Source organism: Enterobacter sp. N5-15 (assembly GCF_057221635.1).
On sequence record NZ_CM170150.1, the window covers coordinates 2,484,249 to 2,503,280 of the forward strand.

General features: G+C 58.4%; 17 protein-coding genes. 14 read left to right on the forward strand and 3 right to left on the reverse strand.

Annotation, left to right across the window (positions count from 1 at the left end; all coding sequences use genetic code 11):
- The first annotated feature begins 7 nt into the window (after positions 1 to 7).
- The gene (locus AC2TE5_RS11830; RefSeq protein ID WP_484611674.1) at positions 8 to 967 is read left to right on the forward strand and encodes a hypothetical protein; all 960 of its coding nucleotides are present in this window, start codon (positions 8 to 10) and stop codon (positions 965 to 967) included.
- A 7-nt stretch (positions 968 to 974) separates the two neighbouring features.
- On the opposite strand, the gene AC2TE5_RS11835 is transcribed toward AC2TE5_RS11830, so the two are convergent.
- A complete protein-coding gene (locus AC2TE5_RS11835; protein ID WP_484611675.1) occupies positions 975 to 1,850 on the reverse strand; it encodes a LysR family transcriptional regulator in 876 nt (291 codons plus the stop codon).
- Between the two features lie 110 nt (positions 1,851 to 1,960).
- On the opposite strand from AC2TE5_RS11835, the gene AC2TE5_RS11840 reads away from it, so the two are divergent.
- The 6 genes from AC2TE5_RS11840 to adhP all read left to right on the forward strand — a co-directional run bounded on the left by AC2TE5_RS11840 (position 1,961) and on the right by adhP (position 8,701).
- Positions 1,961 to 2,812: a Vmh family MBL fold metallo-hydrolase gene (locus tag AC2TE5_RS11840; protein WP_213327587.1), complete on the forward strand. Its 852-nt coding sequence runs from the start codon at positions 1,961 to 1,963 to the stop codon at positions 2,810 to 2,812.
- Positions 2,813 to 3,045: 233 nt separating this feature from the next.
- Entirely contained in the window at positions 3,046 to 3,261 is a 216-nt protein-coding gene (bdm, locus tag AC2TE5_RS11845) for a biofilm-dependent modulation protein (protein WP_013096534.1), read from the forward strand.
- A 95-nt stretch (positions 3,262 to 3,356) separates the two neighbouring features.
- Positions 3,357 to 3,494, forward strand: a complete 138-nt coding sequence (gene sra, locus AC2TE5_RS11850) for a stationary-phase-induced ribosome-associated protein (RefSeq protein ID WP_008501714.1) — start codon at positions 3,357 to 3,359, stop codon at positions 3,492 to 3,494.
- A gap of 176 nt (positions 3,495 to 3,670) precedes the next feature.
- Entirely contained in the window at positions 3,671 to 5,368 is a 1,698-nt protein-coding gene (locus tag AC2TE5_RS11855) for an NAD-dependent malic enzyme (protein WP_159514237.1), read from the forward strand.
- A 411-nt stretch (positions 5,369 to 5,779) separates the two neighbouring features.
- Positions 5,780 to 7,492, forward strand: a complete 1,713-nt coding sequence (locus tag AC2TE5_RS11860; protein WP_484611676.1) for an ABC-F family ATP-binding cassette domain-containing protein — start codon at positions 5,780 to 5,782, stop codon at positions 7,490 to 7,492.
- Between the two features lie 198 nt (positions 7,493 to 7,690).
- The gene (gene adhP / locus AC2TE5_RS11865; RefSeq protein WP_213327589.1) at positions 7,691 to 8,701 is read left to right on the forward strand and encodes an alcohol dehydrogenase AdhP; all 1,011 of its coding nucleotides are present in this window, start codon (positions 7,691 to 7,693) and stop codon (positions 8,699 to 8,701) included.
- A 43-nt stretch (positions 8,702 to 8,744) separates the two neighbouring features.
- Here the strand turns inward: adhP and AC2TE5_RS11870 are convergent, their stop codons facing one another.
- On the reverse strand, positions 8,745 to 9,251 hold the full coding sequence (locus AC2TE5_RS11870) for an RrF2 family transcriptional regulator (protein WP_029740891.1): 507 nt from the start codon (positions 9,249 to 9,251) through the stop codon (positions 8,745 to 8,747).
- 130 nt (positions 9,252 to 9,381) lie between these two features.
- Here AC2TE5_RS11870 and AC2TE5_RS11875 point away from each other — a divergent pair, with 130 nt between their 5' ends.
- From AC2TE5_RS11875 to AC2TE5_RS11905, 7 genes are all read left to right on the forward strand, one after another.
- Positions 9,382 to 10,584 (forward strand): NAD(P)/FAD-dependent oxidoreductase, encoded by a 1,203-nt coding sequence (locus tag AC2TE5_RS11875; RefSeq protein WP_484611677.1) that lies wholly within the window; start codon positions 9,382 to 9,384, stop codon positions 10,582 to 10,584.
- 131 nt (positions 10,585 to 10,715) lie between these two features.
- Positions 10,716 to 12,335, forward strand: a complete 1,620-nt coding sequence (locus tag AC2TE5_RS11880) for a TIGR04028 family ABC transporter substrate-binding protein (protein ID WP_484611678.1) — start codon at positions 10,716 to 10,718, stop codon at positions 12,333 to 12,335.
- A gap of 10 nt (positions 12,336 to 12,345) precedes the next feature.
- The gene (locus tag AC2TE5_RS11885; protein WP_335243785.1) at positions 12,346 to 13,290 is read left to right on the forward strand and encodes an ABC transporter permease; all 945 of its coding nucleotides are present in this window, start codon (positions 12,346 to 12,348) and stop codon (positions 13,288 to 13,290) included.
- The gene (locus tag AC2TE5_RS11890) at positions 13,287 to 14,135 is read left to right on the forward strand and encodes an ABC transporter permease (RefSeq protein WP_213327593.1); all 849 of its coding nucleotides are present in this window, start codon (positions 13,287 to 13,289) and stop codon (positions 14,133 to 14,135) included. The genes AC2TE5_RS11885 and AC2TE5_RS11890 overlap by 4 nt, the downstream gene beginning before the upstream one ends.
- Positions 14,135 to 15,742: a dipeptide ABC transporter ATP-binding protein gene (locus AC2TE5_RS11895; RefSeq protein ID WP_213327594.1), complete on the forward strand. Its 1,608-nt coding sequence runs from the start codon at positions 14,135 to 14,137 to the stop codon at positions 15,740 to 15,742. Before AC2TE5_RS11890 ends, AC2TE5_RS11895 begins: the two co-directional genes overlap by 1 nt.
- Positions 15,739 to 16,728, forward strand: coding sequence for a putative FMN-dependent luciferase-like monooxygenase (locus tag AC2TE5_RS11900; protein WP_213327595.1), 990 nt, complete (start codon positions 15,739 to 15,741; stop codon positions 16,726 to 16,728). The genes AC2TE5_RS11895 and AC2TE5_RS11900 overlap by 4 nt, the downstream gene beginning before the upstream one ends.
- Before the next feature lie 10 nt (positions 16,729 to 16,738).
- Positions 16,739 to 17,830 carry an alkylhydroperoxidase domain protein gene (locus tag AC2TE5_RS11905; RefSeq protein ID WP_213327596.1) on the forward strand — a complete coding sequence of 364 codons (1,092 nt, stop codon included), beginning with the start codon at positions 16,739 to 16,741 and terminating at the stop codon, positions 17,828 to 17,830.
- A 6-nt stretch (positions 17,831 to 17,836) separates the two neighbouring features.
- Here the strand turns inward: AC2TE5_RS11905 and araJ are convergent, their stop codons facing one another.
- The gene (araJ, locus tag AC2TE5_RS11910) at positions 17,837 to 19,012 is read right to left on the reverse strand and encodes an MFS transporter AraJ (RefSeq protein ID WP_213327597.1); all 1,176 of its coding nucleotides are present in this window, start codon (positions 19,010 to 19,012) and stop codon (positions 17,837 to 17,839) included.
- Between the last annotated feature and the right edge of the window lie 20 nt (positions 19,013 to 19,032).

Consider the following 19,032-nt stretch of genomic DNA (forward strand, 5'->3'; position numbering starts at 1 on the left):
TAATGATATGGCGCTAAAATTCAGGATGGCCGTTGCCGTAACCACGCTGGCTCTGTCGCTTTCATCACTGGCAAAAACGCCGGAGAACTTTATCTATACCAGCTCGGGCGATCTCGACGCGGCGTTTCCGCTTGTTGCGCGAAGCGATATCGGCGGCGTGCAGATCGTTTACAACTGGCGCTTGCTGGAACCCGAGAAGGACAGCTATGACTTCTCGCGGATTGAGCAGGATCTGGCGCGCGTTAAGGCCGCCCGAAAAAAGCTGTTTATTCAAATCCAGGATCGTTTCTTTGAGCCGGACGCCCGCTACGTGCCGGACTATCTGATGCACGATAAGCGATATGGCGGCGGGATTGCGCCGCAGTTCGATAACCCCGGCGAAGGCAAGCCAGTCGGTTCAGGATGGGTGGCGCGTCAGTGGGATCCTGCCGTGCGCGAGCGCTATCAGGCGCTGCTGGCCGCCCTCGCGAAGCGCTTTGATGGCGAGGTGTATGGGGTAAACCTGCCCGAAACCGCCATTGATATCGACGAAAAAAATCCCCCCGCCGGGTTTACCTGCGACAGCTATTTCGCGGGTGAAATGGAAAACCTGGCCTTTGCACGAAAGGCTTTTCAGAAATCACACGTGGTGCAATACGTGAACTTCTGGCCGTGCGAATGGGATAATGACCACAACTACATGGGGCGTCTGTTTGCGTATGCCAGCGCCAACAGTGTCGGTCTGGGCGGGCCGGACATTGTTCCCAACCGCAAGGCGCACATGAAGAATGCCTATCCCTTCTTCCATAAAAATAAACAGACGCTGCCGCTCATCGCCATGGCGGTTCAGGAACCGACCCTGACCTATAAGGATCCTCAGACCGGAAAACCGTTCACCAAAGCGGAATTTGTCCGCTTCGGCGAAAGTTATCTCGGTGCCGATATTATATTCTGGAGCACGGCGTCTCCCTGGCTAAAGGCGAAGTAATCCCCTCTTATGCCAGGTAGCGCGACAGTTCGTCGAGAAACACGCGCAGCGCGGCAGGCTGGTATTCCCGTGACTGATAAATGCCATGGATGGCAAGCGGTTTCGGCTCCAGGGTATCCAGCACCGGCACCAGTAATCCCTGTTCCAGCGCGGCAGACGCTTCGCGCTCCGGCAGCATGGCGATACCGCAGTGCTTAATCGCCGCGTCCATCAACAGCGAAGAGATGCTGGCGCTCAGGTTGCCGCTGACGGCCACGCTCAGGCTTTCACCTTCCGGCGTCAGGAAGTGCCAGGACTGCCCGGCGAAAAAGCTGTAGTGCAGGCAGTTGTGCTGCGCTAATTCTTCGGGGCTGACGGGGGTACCGTGCTGCGCAAGATAGTCCGGCGAGGCGCAGAGCACCGAGCGACACTCCCCCAGCCGGCGTGCAATCATGCCGGGTTCGGGGTTGTCGGTAATGCGCACGGCGACATCAATGCGCTCTCCCACCAGGCTGACCGGGTGGTTATTCACGTCCAGCTCAATGCGCAGCTGCGGGTAGCGCGAGAGCAGGCCGGGCAGTACCGGCGCAATCAGGTGCATGGCGGTAAAGTGCGCGCAGGCCACCCGCAGCGTGCCGGACGGGAGATCTTTCTCAGACTGACCTTCAATTTCCTGCGAAATCTGCGAGAGCGTCCGCGTTTTTTGCAGCACCTTTTCCCCTGCCGCGGTCAGCGTCAGCTTGCGCGTGGAGCGGTTTACCAGCCGCGTTCCCGCCCACTTCTCCATTTGTTCAAGGTAGCGGCTCACCATCGGTCGGGAAATGCCCAACGCGCGGGCCGCCGCGCTCAAACTGCCCAGCTCGCATATCCGGTTGTAGACCTGAGCGGCGATAACGCGATCCATAAAAGCTCCATTTGCTCGATTTATGAAACTAAGCATGTCTTGTTTCAGGAATTCTGGCAAATACGAATATCCGTACAATAGACACATTCCTGAACAACAGAGACAACAGCATGAAACTCACTCACCTTGCCCTGCTTTCCACCCTTATCACGCCGGCTGTTTTTGCTGCGCCGTTGACCATTGATACCTATAACCCACAGGATAAAGGCATTTTCGCGGTCTCCTCCACGCTGGTTTCCGGCCCGAAGGAAGCGGTGCTGTTTGACGCGCAGTTCAGCGTGAAGGATGGCGAAGCGCTGGTAGAGAAAATTCGCCGCAGCGGTAAAACCCTGAATAAGATTGTGATTACCTCTGGCGATCCGGATTTCTATTTTGGCCTGCAGCCGCTGGTCAAAGCCTTCCCGAATGCCAAAGTGGTGGCCACGCAGCACGTGGTTGACCATATTAAAGCCACCAAAGACGCCAAGCTCGCCTTCTGGGGCCCGCAGATGAAAGACGGCGCGCCAACGGAGCTGGTCGTCCCGCAGGTGCTTGCCTCCACCACGTTCATGGTTGACGGGGAAAAAATCGATATCGAGCAGCCGGAAAGCTACGCGGCCTATGTATGGATCCCGTCAGCGAAAACGATCCTCGGCGGCACCGGGGTAGCCTGGGGCATTCACGTCTGGACGGCAGACACCCAGACGCCGGAAAGCCGCAAGCAGTGGCAGGAAACCCTTGTGAAGATGGCCGCGCACAAGCCAGAGCGTGTGATCCCGGGCCACTATCTTGGCACGCCACCTGCCGGGACTGGCGCGATTGATTTTACCCGCGACTATCTGCAGCGCTTTGACAAGGCCTTATCCGCGCATAAAGATTCCGCAGGCGTCATCAGCACCCTGAAAAAACAGTATCCGGGCCTGGCGGAAGAGAGCTCGCTGGAATTAAGCGCGAAGGTGAATACCGGCGAAATGAAGTGGTAATGTAAAAATCTGCTCCTGCTATATTTCCGTGATGGCAGGAGCATCGCCAAAATATCCCCGCCGTTACCCGTCGATATAGCCACACCTTTTAAAAGCACATAAAAGCATGCACTTATGTCATTTTTATTTCTAAGATGAATCTGAGCCACAACCGGGAAAATATTTGCCATTCTGTTTATGAATTAAATTTTTTGCGAGCCGTACCATTAAACAGACAACGACACGGAGGCAGCATGTTTACTTATTACCCGGCTAATACTGCAGCAGCACAACCTGAACTCGTTAACGCGATTGCGCAGGGTCTTCACGCCGAGCACGGTGCTGTGACTGAAGATGACATTTTGATGGAACTGACCAAATGGGTGGAATCCACGGATAATGACATCCTCAGTGACATCTACCAGCAGACTATTAACTACGTTGTCAGCGGGCAAAACGCACCCTTGTAAAAACCTGCTAAGCTGGATCTGCAACCTAAGGGGTTACATTTCGTTTGCGTAAGCAAACTGGTCCTTAAAACTATCAACAGGATTGAGGAGTTAACATGAAATCGAACCGTCAGGCACGCCATATTCTGGGACTGAACTACAAGCTTTCAAATCAGCGTAAGGTGGTGATTGAAGGCGACCACGAAACGCAGGTCACGCACGCCACCGGCAGAAAACGCCACGCAGGCAAGTAAGTTCCAGACTGAGATCCAGAACACCATCGGTAATCCCGGTGGTGTTTTTGTTTATGTGTTGCGGTAATTAATATTTAGCTCCTTTATAATACCGCCTGACCGCACCCCATCGCACAGGCCAGAAAGATGACAAACAGCAGTGTCAGGGACGGATCTTCATAAAAAGAGTGAGTGACATGGACAACAAACTGAAAAAACATCGTTCCTTATACATCCCATACGCTGGACCGGTTTTACTCGAATTCCCCCTGCTCAACAAAGGCAGCGCCTTCAGCATGGAAGAGCGCAGCAGCTTTAACCTGCTGGGTTTACTGCCCGAAGTGGTTGAAACCATTGAAGAACAGGCGGAGCGCGCGTGGATCCAGTATCAGGGTTTCAAAACCGAAATCGACAAGCACATTTACCTGCGCAACATTCAGGACACCAATGAAACCCTCTTCTACCGCCTGGTGCAAAACCATCTCGAAGAGATGATGCCGGTGATCTACACCCCGACGGTGGGTGCGGCCTGCGAGCGTTTCTCAGAGATCTACCGTCGTTCACGCGGGGTATTCATCTCCTATCAGAACCGTCACAACATGGACGATATTCTGCAGAACGTGCCGAACCACAATATCAAAGTGATTGTGGTGACCGACGGCGAACGTATTCTCGGCCTCGGCGACCAGGGCATTGGCGGGATGGGGATCCCAATCGGTAAGCTCTCTCTTTACACCGCCTGCGGCGGCATCAGCCCGGCGTATACCCTGCCGGTGGTGCTGGACGTCGGGACCAACAACCAGCAGTTGCTCAACGATCCGCTCTATATGGGCTGGCGCCATCCGCGCATTACCGACGACGAGTACTATCAGTTTGTCGACGACTTCATCCAGGCGGTGAAGCACCGCTGGCCGGACGTTCTGCTGCAGTTTGAAGACTTTGCGCAGAAAAACGCGATGCCGCTGCTGAACCGCTATCGCGATGAAATCTGCTCCTTTAACGACGACATCCAGGGCACCGCATCCGTGACCGTGGGTACGCTTATCGCCGCCAGCCGCGCAGCCGGCAGCCAGCTGAGCTACCAGAAAATCGTCTTCCTGGGCGCAGGCTCTGCGGGCTGCGGTATCGCCGAGCAGATTATCGCCCAGACGCAGCGTGAAGGCTTAAGCGAAGAGCTGGCCCGCTCCCGCGTCTTTATGGTTGACCGTTTCGGCCTGCTGACCGACGGCATGCCAAACCTGCTGCCGTTCCAGACCAAGCTGGTGCAGAAACGTGAGAACCTGAAAAACTGGGATACCGACAACGAAGTCCTTTCCCTGCTGGACGTAGTGCGCAACGTGAAGCCGGATATTCTGATCGGCGTTTCCGGGCAAACCGGGCTCTTTACCGAAGAGATCATTCGCGAGATGCACAAGCACTGCGAGCGCCCTATCGTGATGCCGCTTTCCAACCCGACCTCCCGCGTGGAAGCGACGCCGCAGGACATTATCGCCTGGACCGAAGGTAACGCGCTGGTCGCGACCGGCAGCCCGTTCGATCCGGTGGTGTGGAAGGATAAAACCTATCCGATTGCCCAGTGCAACAACTCGTACATCTTCCCGGGCATTGGTCTGGGCGTGATCGCGTCCGGCGCATCCCGCATTACCGACGAAATGCTGATGTCGGCGAGCGAAACCCTCGCGGGCTACTCGCCGCTGGTCAACAACGGTGAAGGGCTGGTGCTGCCGGAGCTGAAAGACATTCACAAGGTGTCGCGCGCCATCGCGTTTGCGGTAGGTAAAATGGCGCAGCAGCAGGGCGTGGCGGTGAAAACCTCTGCCGACGCGCTGCAGCAGGCTATCGACGACAACTTCTGGAAGCCTGAATACCGTAGCTATCGCCGTACCTCGATTTAATTCGCTTTGACCGTTTCCTTCGCGGTGCGGCCCAATCGCCCGGTGGCGCTTCGCTTACCGGGCCTGCGGGCGGGGTGTTTTCCCTCTCCCTGTGGGAGAGGGTTAGGGTGAGGGCATCAGACCGCACCATTGAATACCCCCTAGCCAAACCCCCTTCCCCCCGCTACACTCCATTCATCCATTAACTCGCTGAATATATAAGGAGGCCAATTATGCTGTATCGTGAAATTTTCAATGTTTCACATACATTTGGTGATCGCACCAGCTCAAGCGTTATCGGTATCGTGCTGCGATAACTTCTGCTTGAGCGAAGACACCAACCCCTGAAATCCCTTCTCTCGGGCTTACTGAGTTATCGTCAGCGATGTTTGACGAGGCATGAACATGCCTGTAACTCTTGGGTAAGCAACAATGAGCACTTTACTCACTGCACAATCTTTACGTGTTGATACGGCGTTTGGCACGCTCTTCGACTCACTCTCCTTTACGCTGAAAAAAGGCGACCGCATTGGCCTGCTGGGCGACAACGGCTGCGGAAAAAGCACGCTGCTGAAGGTGCTGGACGGCACCGATTCCCCCGCCGCCGGAACGGTAGCGCTGGCCGGACACTGCCTGATGGCGCGCGTGGAGCAACATCTCCCGGACGCCATTTTCCCACTGACCATGCTGGATGCCGTACTCGCACAGCTGCCTATAGCCGAGCGCGATAGCCTGCGCTGGAAAGCCGAAACGCTGCTGGCAAGCATGGGCTTCACGCCGCAGGATATGACACTGCAATCCGCCACGCTGAGCGGCGGTCAGCACACCCGCCTGCTGCTGGCGCGGGCGCTGATTCACGAACCGGACCTGCTCCTGCTTGATGAACCCAGCAACCACCTGGACCTGCCGACCATGCTCTGGCTGGAGCACTTTTTACAGAACTGGTCAGGCAGCTTCGTGCTGGTCTCGCACGACAGACAGCTGCTGGACGCCGTCACCAACGGCAGCTGGATCCTGCGCGATAAAACGCTGCACTACTTCGCCCTTCCCTGCACGGCCGCCCGCAAGGCGCTTGAAGCAAAGGATGAAAGCGACGTGCAGCGCCACAAGGCGGAGCAAAAGGAGATCGACCGAGTGACCGCCAGCGCGAAGCGTCTGGCGACCTGGGGCAAGGTTTACGACAACGAAGACCTGGCCCGCAAAGCCAAACAGATGGAAAAACAGGTCGAACGGCTGAGGGAGAGCCAGACGGCGCTCACGGCAGGCAGCCCGTGGACGTTAACCCTGCGCGGCGACGCGCTGCGGGCAGACCGTCTGCTGGAGATGGAAAACCTCAGCGTCCCGCCTGCGCCCGGGCTACCGCCGCTGTTTAACATCGACATGGCGCGGCTAAAAAGTGGCGATCGCGTGGCGATTGTCGGTCGTAACGGCTGCGGCAAATCGTCGCTGATGAGGCTTATCTGGCAACAGTTTGCCGATGAGTCCGCAGACAGCGGGTTGAAAATCCATCCGCGCGTGTCGCCAGGCTATTACGACCAGACGCTTCATCAGCTGCCGGATGACGCCACGCTGCTCGACGCGCTGGAGCCTTTCGCGCCGGATCCGCAGAACCGCAAAATGGCGCTGATAAGCGCGGGTTTCCCGTGGGCGCGTCACGGGCAAACGGTCAGCACGCTCAGCGGTGGCGAACGCTCGCGCCTGCTGTTTGTAGGCCTGACGCTTGCCCGCTATAGCCTGCTGATGCTGGATGAGCCGACCAACCACCTCGACATAGAAGGCAAAGAGGCGCTGGCGCAAACCCTCCAGCAGTTCGAAGGCGGCGTGCTGCTGGTCAGCCACGATCGCCAGCTAATTAGCCAAAGCTGCAACCGTTTCTGGCTGATTGAAGAGGGAAAGCTGAGCGAGTGGCACGATGCAGAAGCGGTGTTTGAGCGCCTGCGTGAAAGCGCAGGGCTGGTGACCACCGCCGCGCCAGTCATGGATGCCGAGACGGTTCAATCCTCGCCGTATGACGATCTGCTCGAACGGCTGGTCGCGCTGGAAGCGCTGCTGGAAGACGATCTGGCGCGTAAGCCGAAGCATCAAAAGCCGCAGCTGCAGGCACAATGGCGTAAAGAGATTGAGGAGATAGAAGCACAGCTGTAACGCTGCGCCCGGCGAGTATCTCTCGTCGGGCCAGTATTTTCCCCCTAAATTATTAGAGGAACACCGTATTCTTAATCTGAAATCGAATCAAATGATGACATTATGTTGCCGCAGCCTTGCATTACCAGGCTAATGTATTAATCCTTAAGGGGTACTACACCTGCTATGCAGATTCTTATCATGAACAAGGAGATACACATGAAGGCTGCTGTTGTCACTCAGGATCATCAGGTCAACGTCACCGAAAAAACTTTACGCCCGCTTAAGCACGGGGAAGCCCTGCTGAAGATGGAGTGCTGTGGCGTATGCCATACCGACCTCCACGTGAAGAACGGTGATTTCGGCGATAAAACTGGGGTTATCCTGGGCCACGAAGGGATTGGTATCGTAAAAGAAGTCGGCCCTGGCGTGAAGTCGCTGAAAGTCGGCGACCGCACAAGCGTAGCCTGGTTTTTTGAAGGCTGTGGTCACTGCGAATACTGTAATAGCGGCAACGAAACCCTGTGCCGCGATGTGAAAAACGCCGGTTACTCCGTTGACGGCGGGATGGCGGAAGAGTGCATAGTCACCGCGGATTACGCGGTAAAAGTGCCGGACGGCCTGGATTCGGCGGCGGCCAGCAGCATCACCTGCGCCGGCGTGACCACCTACAAAGCGGTGAAGGTCTCTGGCATCAAACCGGGCCAGTGGATTGCAATCTATGGTCTGGGCGGACTGGGTAACCTCGCGCTGCAGTACGCCAAAAACGTCTTTAACGCCAAAGTCATCGCCCTTGACGTTAACGACGAACAGCTGAAGCTGGCGGCCAGCATGGGTGCGGATTTAACCATCAACTCCCGCAGCGAAGATGCCGCGAAAATTGTGCAGGAGAAAACGGGCGGCGCGCATGCCGCAGTCGTCACTGCCGTCGCAAAAGCAGCATTCAACTCAGCCGTTGATGCCGTGCGTGCCGGTGGCCGCGTGGTCGCGGTTGGCCTGCCGCCGGAAGCGATGAGCCTCGACATTCCGCGTCTGGTGCTGGACGGCATTCAGGTAGTGGGTTCGCTGGTCGGCACCCGTCAGGATCTGCAGGAAGCCTTCCAGTTCGCCGCTGAAGGTAAGGTCGTACCGAAAGTCACGATGCGCCCGCTGGAGGACATCAACGCTATCTTTAAAGAGATGGAACAGGGCCAGATCCGCGGCCGTATGGTCATTGATCTCCGCTCGTAAAAAACTATCGCCGGGTAACGGCTTTGCCCTACCCGGCCTTCTGTTACGACGAACGCCGGTCCGAAATCCACTCCTGGACCTCAATCTGGAACGTGTCCGGTGCTTTTCGATACATTTTGCGCGCCAGATCGAGAATGGTATGTCGGGCTAACTCCTCTTCCATTCGCTGCTGCGCGCTGTCCATCACCGAACGTACCCCGCACGGACCGTCACATACCCAGGCAGGCGGCGTTTCATCAAACACGGCCAGCCGCTGGCGTATCTCCCTGCACTCAAACATATTTTTCTCGCCGTCGATGGCGTGCGTTACGTCCAGCACGGTGATCAGTTCCGCCGGGCGCGCCAGCTGAAAGCCCCCACCCTTGCCTTCCGTACTGATGACCAGACCGGCTCGCGACAAGCGGGTGAATATTTTACCGAGATAATCGTACGGCACGCCCTGAAGGGCAGCCATCTCCCTGACGCTCATTTCCCGCTCATTACCCTTCGCATCCACCATGCACATCAGGCTGTGAATGCCGTATTCCACACCGGAACTGTAAAACGCCATGGTTAACCCCAGTTTGCTGTTCAGGCCATTATAACGATTTTTAACTCAGAAAGAAGTTGTCGCAGTTAACTCCGACAAGTATAGTGGCAGTTATGTCAGGTACACAGCCTGGCGATCAAAAGGATCGAGTATGAAAAAGCAGATTTTAATTGTGGGTAGCGGCTTTTCCGGTATGTGGGCTGCGGTCAGTGCCGCTCGCCTCTCGGCGCTGGAAGGAAAAGACAATCTTAAGATTGCCGTGCTGGCACCGGTTCCTGAGCTGCGCGTTCGCCCACGCTTCTATGAAGAAAAGGTCTCAACGCTGGTCGCGCCGCTGACCGAACTGTTCGCTGAGCTGGATATTGAGTTCATTGCCGGAAGCGCAGAACATATTGATACTCATGAAAAAACGGTGATATGGCGTGATAATCAGGGGATAACATCCTCGGTGGCTTACGAACGTTTAGTGCTGGCGACGGGTAGCCAGACCAAACGCCCTTCCATTGCCGGCCTTGCCGAATACGCATTTGATATCGACCAGCTGGAATCGGCGCTGGTATTTGAGCAGCACCTGGATTCACTGGCTTCACGGCTTGCCTCCCCGGAACGTAACACCGTTGTGGTCTGTGGCGGCGGTTTCACCGGCATTGAGCTGGCGACCGAGCTCCCTGCCCGGCTTCGTTATCGATTAGGTGACGAAACAAGGATTAAAGTTATCGTAGTTGAACGCGGTGCAGTTATCGGTGGACGTTACAGCGAAGCCTTGCGCAAGACCATTGAAGACGCAAGCCGCGAGCTGGGCGTTGAATGGCGTCTTAACAGTGAAGTGGAAACCATCGACGCAAACGGCGTTACCTTAAAAAATGGCGAACGTATTGCCGCTTCTACCGTGGTCTGGACGGCAGGCGTTGAGGCCAACCCCCTCAGCCAGCAGATTGACGGCGAACGTGACAACCAGGGGCGGCTTATCGTTACCGAGTCGTTGCAGGTTCCAGCCCATCCGGACATCTATGCAACGGGCGACATGGCGCACGCCAAAACGGACGATGCGGGCAACACGGCGCTGATGACCTGCCAGCACGCGATCCAGCTTGGAAAATTTGCCGGACACAACGCGGCGGCCAGCCTGCTAAACATCGCACCATATCCTTATCGTCAGGTGAACTATGTAACCTGCCTGGATTTAGGCGCGTGGGGCGCGGTCTATACCGAGGGCTGGGAACAGGCCGTCAAATCCGTCCGCGACGAGGCGAAGAAGATCAAAATCGCCATCACGAACGAGCTGATCTATCCGCCAGCAGCAGACAAAACGGTCGCATTTGCCGCCGCCGACCCGCTGGCGAAATTCGTTTAGCCCCCCGCTAACGGGGCGTTTTTTTATTTTCAGTTTCCGGCAATCCTTATCTTAATTCCTTTGTTCCCTTGCTTTCCCCCGCGCCCGATGATGAATCCGACGCTAACAAGAAGATAACAAAGGAATTCACCATGCAAACCCCATTTCGTCTGCCTCTGCTGACGGCGCTGATTCTGGCGACAACCGCAGCCTGGGCAGCAGATGCGCCCGTCAAAGGCGGTACGCTGATTTATCTGGAGCAACAGGCACACACCAACCTCTATCCGCCTGCCGGTGGCTTTTACCCGAACGGCGGCATTCTGAATCAAATCACCGACAAACTGACGTGGCAGAACCCAAAGACGCTGCAGGTGGAACCCTGGGTGGCAGAAAGCTGGACCACCAACGCCGATAAAACCGAATACACCTTTAAACTACGTCCCGGCATCACCTTCTCCGACGGCACGCCGCTGGACGCGAACGCGGTGGCGAAAAATTTTGATACCTACGGTTTAGGCAATAAGGCGCAGCGCCTGCCGGTGTCAGAAGTGATCAATAACTACGATCGTAGCGAAGTCATCGACCCGCTGACCGTGAAGTTCTACTTCAAAAAACCGTCGCCGGGGTTCCTGCAAGGCACCGCCACCATTGGCTCGGGTCTGGTCTCGCTCAGCACGCTGAAGCGCAACTTCGAAGAGCTGGGGGATGCCCGCCATATCATTGGCTCCGGCCCGTTTGTGGTGAAGGACGAGAAGCTGGGCCGTGAAGTGACGCTCGAAGCGCGCAAAGACTATCAGTGGGGACCGAAAAACCTGGCGCAACAGGGGCCAGCAAATCTTGATGGCATCAAGTTTATTGTCACCCAGGAAGACAGCGTGCGCGTGGGCGCCCTGCTGGCCGGTCAGGCCGACTTTATTCGCCAGGTGCAGGCGTATGACGAAAAGCAGGCGACAGACCAGGGCTATAAGATCTACGCCGCCCCGACGCGCGGGGTGAATGACAGCATCAGCTTCCGCCCGGATAACCCGCTGGTCTCCGATATTCGCGTACGCCAGGCGCTGCTGCGTGCCACCAATGCAAAACAGGTGGTCGAGACCCTCTTCTCGGCCAACTATCCGCAGGCGAAGTCAGTGATTGCCGATTCCGCCGCAGGCTTCGTCGACCTCAGCGACAAATTGACCTTTGACCCGGCAAAAGCTAACCATCTGCTGGACGACGCGGGCTGGAAAGCAGGCGGCGACGGGATCCGCACCAAAGACGGCCAACGTCTGGCACTGACGGTGTATGAATCCCTGCCACAGCCGCAAAACAAAGAGGTGCTCCAGCTGGTTGCCCAGCAGTGGCGACAGGTGGGCGTGGTGCTGAGCGTCAAAGCCGGTGACGCAGGCAGCCGCACGCTGGATAACCTTGACCCGCTGAAAACCCCGTTAACCGTCTCAGAAGTAGGCCGCGCCGATCCTGACGTGGTGAAAAGCATGTTCTACCCGGCAAACCGCGACGCGCTGCTGCAAAAAGGCGGATCCAGCGACAAGGTCAAAAACTTCCGCGACGACAAGCTGAATGAACTGCTGGTGAACATTTCGGCTGAGGTCGATCCGCAAAAACGCCTGCAGCTGGCGGGGGACGCCCAGCGTTACCTGCTGGATAACGCCTACGTCATTCCGATTTTTGAAGAGCCGCAGGTCTTTGCCGGTGCGCCGTGGCTGAAAGGCGTCAATTTTGAAGCGGTAGGCCGCCCGTCGTTCTACGGCGCGTGGATTGAGAAACACTGAGGAGCTGACGATGCGCCACGCACTTCTTCAACGCTTTGGGCACGGGCTGCTGGTACTGTGGGCCGCCTTTACCCTCTCGTTCGTGTTGCTCCAGGTGCTGCCGGGCGACGCGGTGCTGATTAAATTTCAGAACCCGGACCTGGGCTTAAGCCCGGCGCAAATCGAGGAGATGCGCGTGGCCTACGGCGCGGACAGCCCGCTGTGGCAGCAATACGGCCACACGCTGCTGGCGATGCTGCGCGGGGATTTCGGCTATTCGTTACAGGCAGGGGTGCCGGTCAGCGAGCTGATTGCCAGCAATCTGCCGGATACCCTGAGTCTCGCCCTGCCCGCGTTTGTACTCGCGGTCCTGCTGGCGTTTGCGCTGGCCTTTGCATCGCGTCTGCCGGGTCTGCGCTGGCTGAGCAATTCCCTCCAGTCTCTGCCGGTCCTGTTTATCTCCTTACCCACGTTCTGGCTGGGGATTGCCCTCATCCAGCTCTTTTCTTTTCAGCTGCGGCTGATCCCGGTGATTAACCCGACGCCGCTTCAGGGACTGATCCTGCCGATCGTGACCGTCGCGATCCCGATCTCCGCCCCGCTGGCACAAATTCTGATGCGCAGTCTGGACCAGGTTGCGACGCAGCCGTTTGTCGCCGTCGCCCGTGCCAAAGGGCTGAGTGAAACCGCCGTCCTGTGGCGTCACGTTACCGGCAACGCCCTGCTGCCGGTCCTGAACATTGCCGGGCTGCTGCTGGGCGAGCTGATTGCCGGGGCGCTGATCACGGAAACCGTTTTTGGCCGCAGCGGGCTCGGACAGCTGACCCAGCAGGCGGTGAATAACCAGGATATCGCCGTACTTCAGGCGGTAGTGATGATTTCCGCCCTGGGTTTTGTCCTGATCAATCTGCTGGTGGATCTGCTGATGCCGCTGCTGGATCCCCGCCTGCAAACCGTTACCGGAGGTGCATCATGAGTCTGGTCGATTACGCTGCCGCCGCGCGAAAACGCGTTCCAGCCTGGCAGGGAATGGAATGGCAACCGGGACTGTGGCTGGCATGGGGGGTGATTATTCTCGCCGCGTTTGCCGCCGTGGCGCCCGGCCTGTTAACCCACTACAGCCCGATTGAGGGCATCGCTGGGGCACAACGCCTGGCGCCGCAGGCGGGACACTGGCTCGGCACCGATCAGCTTGGCCGCGATGTTTACACGCGTATTATTTATGGCGCGTCACATTCCCTGAGCGCGGCGCTGGCCGCCGTGACGATGGGTCTGGTGGTCGGCACGGGCTTAGGGGTGGTTGCCGGGGCGTTCGCTGGACGCGTCGAGTCTCTGCTGATGCGCTTCGTCGACGTGCTGCTGTCCATCCCGTCTCTGCTGCTCTCGCTGACGGTGATTATTCTTCTCGGGTTTGGCACCGTTAACGCCGCGATTGCCGTAGGCGTGGCCTCTATTGCCAGCTTCGCCCGCCTCGCGCGCGGTGAAGTCGTGCGCATCCGGCACACGGATTACGTCGAGGCGGCGTTTGGCAGCGGCGGGACGTTTTTCGCCGTGCTGTGGAGACACATCCTGCCCAACGCGTTAACCGCCGTCCTCGCCTATGCCACGCTGCAGTTTGGTCAGGCCATCCTGGCGCTCTCCACGCTGAGCTTTCTCGGCTACGGCACCCCGCCGCCCGTGCCGGAATGGGGCTTATTGATTGCCGAAGGCCGTAACTATCTCTCTACCGCCTGGTGGCTAACCACCTTCCCCGGCGTCGTCGTCATCGCCGTGGTGCTGGCCACCAACCGTATCAGCCAACAGTTCAGCGGAGGTCGCTAATGACCGTTCTCTCAGTGGAAAATTTGACGATCAGCTACCGTACCGCGCGCCAGTGGCGAGAGGTGGTGCATAACGTCAGCTTCACGCTCGGGCGAGGGGAAATGCTGGCGTTTGTCGGCGAATCCGGATCCGGTAAAACGACCACGGCACAGGCGATCATTGGTCTGCTGGCTGACAACGCCCGGCGCGATGCGGGAAAAATATCGCTCAACGGCGAGGAGATTAGCCGATGGTCCGCGAAGCGTCTCGATACCCTTCGCGGGGCGCGAATTAGCCTGGTCCCGCAGGATCCGGGTAATTCGCTCAACCCGGTGAAAACCATCGGTGCGCAGGTCGGAGAAATCATTCAGCTACACCAGAAAGTGACCCGCGCCCAGCGCGACGAGCAGGTGCTCGCCCTGCTGACAAAGGTCGGCCTGAGCCACCCCGAACAGCGCATGACGCAGTATCCCCATCAGCTCTCCGGCGGAATGAAACAGCGCGTGTTGATTGCCATCGCCATTGCCCTGCGCCCGGATGTGATCGTTGCCGATGAGCCCACCAGCGCGCTGGATGTGACGGTGCAAAAACGCATTCTCGATCTGCTGGATATCCTGCGCCGGGAATCGGGTACCGCCGTTCTGTTTGTCACCCACGATCTGGCGCTGGCCGCACAGCGCGCGGACAGGCTGCTGGTCTTTCGCGATGGCGAGGTTCAGGAGCATGGCAGCACTGCCGATATCGTGCGCACACCGCAGCACGCCTACACCCGCCAGCTGTTGAGCGATCTCCAGGGCCAGCGCCTGACCATCGCCCCGGTGGCCGGCCGCCCGCTCGCGTCACCGGCCATTCGCGCCCGCGCCATCAGCAAACAATTCTCCCTCGGCAAAGGTCATCAGCTTCAGGCGCTGGATCGGGTGACGTTTGACGTCAGGCGCGGCAGTACGCATGCGCTGGTTGGTGAATCGGGCTCCGGGAAAACCACCCTCGCCCGTATTTTGCTCGGTTTTGAACAGGCCGACAGCGGGCAGGTCATCATTGATGATATTGATGCCACCGCGCTCAGCCGCGAGGCCCGCCGTCAGCTGCGCCAGAAGATCCAGTTTGTCTACCAGAACCCGTTTGCCTCTCTCGACCCGCGTCAGACGCTGTTCGAGATCATCGAAGAGCCCCTGAAGAACTTTTCTCGCCTCGGTAAGGCGGAGCGAAAGGTCCAGGTGGAGACAGTGGCGCAGCGGGTTGCCCTGCCCGTCGAACTCCTGAGCCGCACCGCCCGGGAACTTTCAGGCGGACAGCGTCAGCGCGTTGCCATCGCCCGGGCGCTGATCCTCGAGCCGACCATTCTGGTGCTGGACGAAGCCACCTCTGCGCTGGACGTCACCGTGCAGGCGCAGATTCTGGCTCTGCTCCAGCAGCTGCAGCAGCAGCTGGGATTGACCTACCTTTTTATCACGCACGATCTGTCTACCGTGCGCCGGATCGCCCACAGCGTCACGGTGCTGCGCAGCGGTCAGGTGGTCGAACAGGGTGACGTCGGAACCTTATTCGCGTCGCCGCAGAACGATTATACCCGCGAGCTGATTGACGCCATTCCCCATTTTTCACCCGCTACGGAGGAGTTCGCATGACGCGAAAACGCCTGGGATTTTTCACCCGCCTGCTTGACGACGCTACGCCGAAGGAGCGCTATCGTCTGGCAACTGAACAGATCCGCCACGCCGAACGCCACGGTTTTGACAGCGCCTGGATCGCGCAGCACCACTTTCACGAAAGTGAAGGCGGCCTGCCGTCGCCGCTGCTGTTTCTGGCGCACGTCGCCGCGCATACCGAAACCATCCGCCTGGGCACGGCCATCATCACCCTGCCGATGGAAAACCCGCTGCGCGTCGCAGAAGATGCCGCCGTGCTCGATTTACTCGCCGATGGCCGTCTTGAAGTCGGTTTTGGATCGGGCGGCACACCGACCTCATTTCTGCCGTTCGGCCTGACGTTTGAGGAGCGCGGCGCGGCCTTTGCTGACCATTTGCATGTGATCCAAAGCGCCTGGCGCGGGGATTCGCTGACCCATCCGGATAACCACCTTTACCCGCCAGCGCCACAGCTTGCTGAACGCATCTGGATTGCCACCTTCTCTGTTGACGGAGCCGTTCGCGCCGCGCAGGCCGGACACGGTTTAATGCTCTCGCGCACGCAGCCGCGCCCGGCAGATCGGCTGGATTTAACGCTCGACGAGATCCAGAACCCGATTGTGGATGCCTACCTCGATGCGCTGCCGGCGGGCATCGCACCGCGTATCCTGGCCTCCCGTACGGCGTTCGTCGCCGACAGCGACGACTATGCGCTCAGGGTCGCAACGCCGGGTCTTACCAAACAAGCCGAGCAGCATCGCGCTGCCGGGCACATTGTAAAAGGTGACAGCGTCACTGATTATCGCCGTCAGTTCGACGCCCATATTGGTTCGCCCGATACGGTGCTGCATTCGCTGAATGCTGATTCCATTCTCAGGCGCGCCACGGATATCTCATTCCAGGTCCATTCGGTCGAACCTACGCATCGCGACACGCTGCGGTCCATCGAACTGATCGCCGAACGCATTGCCCCCCACATACTTTGAGGAGACACCTATGTCATTAAGTCAGGACATTCTCGCCGAGCTGGCGGAAATTAAACCCGGTTCCCCTCTGGCAGAGGCGCGCGCCACGCGTGATGCCGCCACGCGCCACGCGCAGGGCAGCTATGAAATCCTGTTTAGCCAGCAGGATGGTGATTTTGCCCTCGACGAGCGCTTCGCCGTGGCGGCTAAAGTCGCCAGGTGGCACAGCGCGGAGGCGCTGGCCGCACACTATGCGGGGTTTGGCCTGGCCGACCCCACCTCAGAACGCCTGACCCCGGCGCTGAATTTTGCGCGGCTGCTGACGTTCTCCCCCGTCGAAGCGACGCCCACAGCGTTAAGGGCGCTGACCCAGGCGGGATGGAGCAAGGAAGGCATTGTAACCCTGGCACAGCTCGTCGCGTTTGTGAGCTTCCAGAGCCGACTCATCACCGGGCTGCGGCTGCTGAACGACAAGCCCGTCGCCAAAAGCGATGCGCCGGTGGCGGCAGGCATCTGGCACACGACCGCAACAACGGTCACCGGGAAGTCGGCCCCCGTCGCGTTTACCCAGCAGGAGCTGGGATGGGAACCGTGGATAGCAGCCAAACCGCTGGCGGACTTCCGTGACGATGAGGTTGCCATCCTGGCGAAATTTGGCCATACCGATTCCGACTACTTCCGCCTGCTGGGGCGCAACCTGCCGGTGCTTGAACAGCGCACGTTGACGGATAAAGGAATTTTTTATACATCGGGGGGATTGCCGCGCGCCGAGCGCGAGCTGGCCGCAACGGTAGCCAGTAAAATCAACGGCTGCATTTATTGCGCATCTGTCCATGCGCGTAAAGCCAGCCAGCTGTCAAAGGATGACGCGGCGGTAGAGGCCCTGCTGGCCGTGAGGCCGGGGCGGTCTCTGAGCGAGGGGCAATCCGCACGCTGGCAGGCGGAAATCGATTTTGCGGCGGCGCTGTCGGTCACGCCGCCTGCCGCCACGCCGCTGCACCTTGCCGCGCTGGAAAAAGAGGGGTTGGATACCCTGGCGCAGCTTGATCTGGTGCAGTCCGCCGCGTTCTTCGCCTGGGCCAACCGCCTGATGCTGACCCTGGGTGAGCCCTGGCTTGCCTGAAACCGGTCAGGCTAGCGCGCGAGCGTTAGCCTGAGCCCGTCTGGCCCGCAGGTGGCCGTAGATCAGCAGCGCACTCATGGCCGAGAAAGAGAGTATTGCCGCCGGCAGCGTGACGTAACGCCAGCTAAAGCCGAAGGTAATCATCATCCCGCCAAAATACGCGCCAATCGCACTGCCGAGATTAAACGCCATCTGCCCCCCTGCCGCCCCCAGCATCTCACCGCCCTTCGCATTTTGCAGAAGCAGAATTTGCAGCGGTGCAGAGAGTGCGAACAGCCCGGCACAGCAGATAAAGCCCATGACCAGCGAGGCCGTTTTCAGTTCGCCAAAGGCGAAAAGCAGCAGCAGCGAGGCGACAATCACCATGTCGGTGGTAGCCGCAATGCGCAGCGGGCTAAAACGCCCCGAGAGCTTACCGCTCAGCAGATTGCCCAACACCATGCCAAGCCCCATCAGCATCATGATGGCCGTCATCATCCCTTCTGAATAACCGGAGACGTTGACCATAAACGGCTTAACAAAGCTGAACCACGCGAACACCCCGGCGTTGCCAAACATGGTGGCGGCAAAAATCAGCCAGGGTTCTGGTTTTTTCAGAAAGTGGAACTGCTCGGTCAATTTGATTTCTGACGTGTCGCGGATGTCCGGCACCCAGAGCAGAACCGAGAGGATCACCAGCGCATCGAACACGGCAATCAGAAAAAAGGTATAGCGCCAGCTGAACTGGTGCCCGAGCCAGGTCCCCAGCGGAACGCCCACCAGGTTCGCCACGGTCATACCGGCGATCATTCCCGCCACCGCGACCGTCACCTTACCCGGCGGCGCAATTTTAGACAGGATAATCGCCCCGACGCCAAAAATGGCCCCATGCGGAAAACCGGAAATCAGCCGTCCCAGCGCCAGCCAGAAGTACGACGTGGAGAACGTAAACAGACCGTTGCCGACAGCGGACATCGCCACCAGAAACAGCAGCGTGGTTTTTAATGAGAACTTGCCTGAGAACAGCGCCATAATCGGGGCACCAATCACCACACCGAAAGCATAAAACGAGATCATATTCCCGGCGGAGGGAATCGAAATACCGGTGTCATGTGCCAGTTCGGTGAGCACGCCCATAATGCCAAATTCAGCCATCCCGAGGCCAAATGTGCCAAGTGCCAACGAAAAAATTGTCTTTTTCATACTTCAACCACTGGTTAATC

What these genes read in the sequence shown, in the direction of transcription:
- AC2TE5_RS11830 (WP_484611674.1), top strand. Translation starts at nt 8, where the DNA reads ATGGCGCTAAAATTCAGGATGGCCGTTGCCGTAACCACGCTGGCTCTG.
- AC2TE5_RS11835 (WP_484611675.1), bottom strand. Translation starts at nt 1,850, where the DNA reads ATGGATCGCGTTATCGCCGCTCAGGTCTACAACCGGATATGCGAGCTG.
- AC2TE5_RS11840 (WP_213327587.1), top strand. Translation starts at nt 1,961, where the DNA reads ATGAAACTCACTCACCTTGCCCTGCTTTCCACCCTTATCACGCCGGCT.
- bdm (WP_013096534.1), top strand. Translation starts at nt 3,046, where the DNA reads ATGTTTACTTATTACCCGGCTAATACTGCAGCAGCACAACCTGAACTC.
- sra (WP_008501714.1), top strand. Translation starts at nt 3,357, where the DNA reads ATGAAATCGAACCGTCAGGCACGCCATATTCTGGGACTGAACTACAAG.
- AC2TE5_RS11855 (WP_159514237.1), top strand. Translation starts at nt 3,671, where the DNA reads ATGGACAACAAACTGAAAAAACATCGTTCCTTATACATCCCATACGCT.
- AC2TE5_RS11860 (WP_484611676.1), top strand. Translation starts at nt 5,780, where the DNA reads ATGAGCACTTTACTCACTGCACAATCTTTACGTGTTGATACGGCGTTT.
- adhP (WP_213327589.1), top strand. Translation starts at nt 7,691, where the DNA reads ATGAAGGCTGCTGTTGTCACTCAGGATCATCAGGTCAACGTCACCGAA.
- AC2TE5_RS11870 (WP_029740891.1), bottom strand. Translation starts at nt 9,251, where the DNA reads ATGGCGTTTTACAGTTCCGGTGTGGAATACGGCATTCACAGCCTGATG.
- AC2TE5_RS11875 (WP_484611677.1), top strand. Translation starts at nt 9,382, where the DNA reads ATGAAAAAGCAGATTTTAATTGTGGGTAGCGGCTTTTCCGGTATGTGG.
- AC2TE5_RS11880 (WP_484611678.1), top strand. Translation starts at nt 10,716, where the DNA reads ATGCAAACCCCATTTCGTCTGCCTCTGCTGACGGCGCTGATTCTGGCG.
- AC2TE5_RS11885 (WP_335243785.1), top strand. Translation starts at nt 12,346, where the DNA reads ATGCGCCACGCACTTCTTCAACGCTTTGGGCACGGGCTGCTGGTACTG.
- AC2TE5_RS11890 (WP_213327593.1), top strand. Translation starts at nt 13,287, where the DNA reads ATGAGTCTGGTCGATTACGCTGCCGCCGCGCGAAAACGCGTTCCAGCC.
- AC2TE5_RS11895 (WP_213327594.1), top strand. Translation starts at nt 14,135, where the DNA reads ATGACCGTTCTCTCAGTGGAAAATTTGACGATCAGCTACCGTACCGCG.
- AC2TE5_RS11900 (WP_213327595.1), top strand. Translation starts at nt 15,739, where the DNA reads ATGACGCGAAAACGCCTGGGATTTTTCACCCGCCTGCTTGACGACGCT.
- AC2TE5_RS11905 (WP_213327596.1), top strand. Translation starts at nt 16,739, where the DNA reads ATGTCATTAAGTCAGGACATTCTCGCCGAGCTGGCGGAAATTAAACCC.
- araJ (WP_213327597.1), bottom strand. Translation starts at nt 19,012, where the DNA reads ATGAAAAAGACAATTTTTTCGTTGGCACTTGGCACATTTGGCCTCGGG.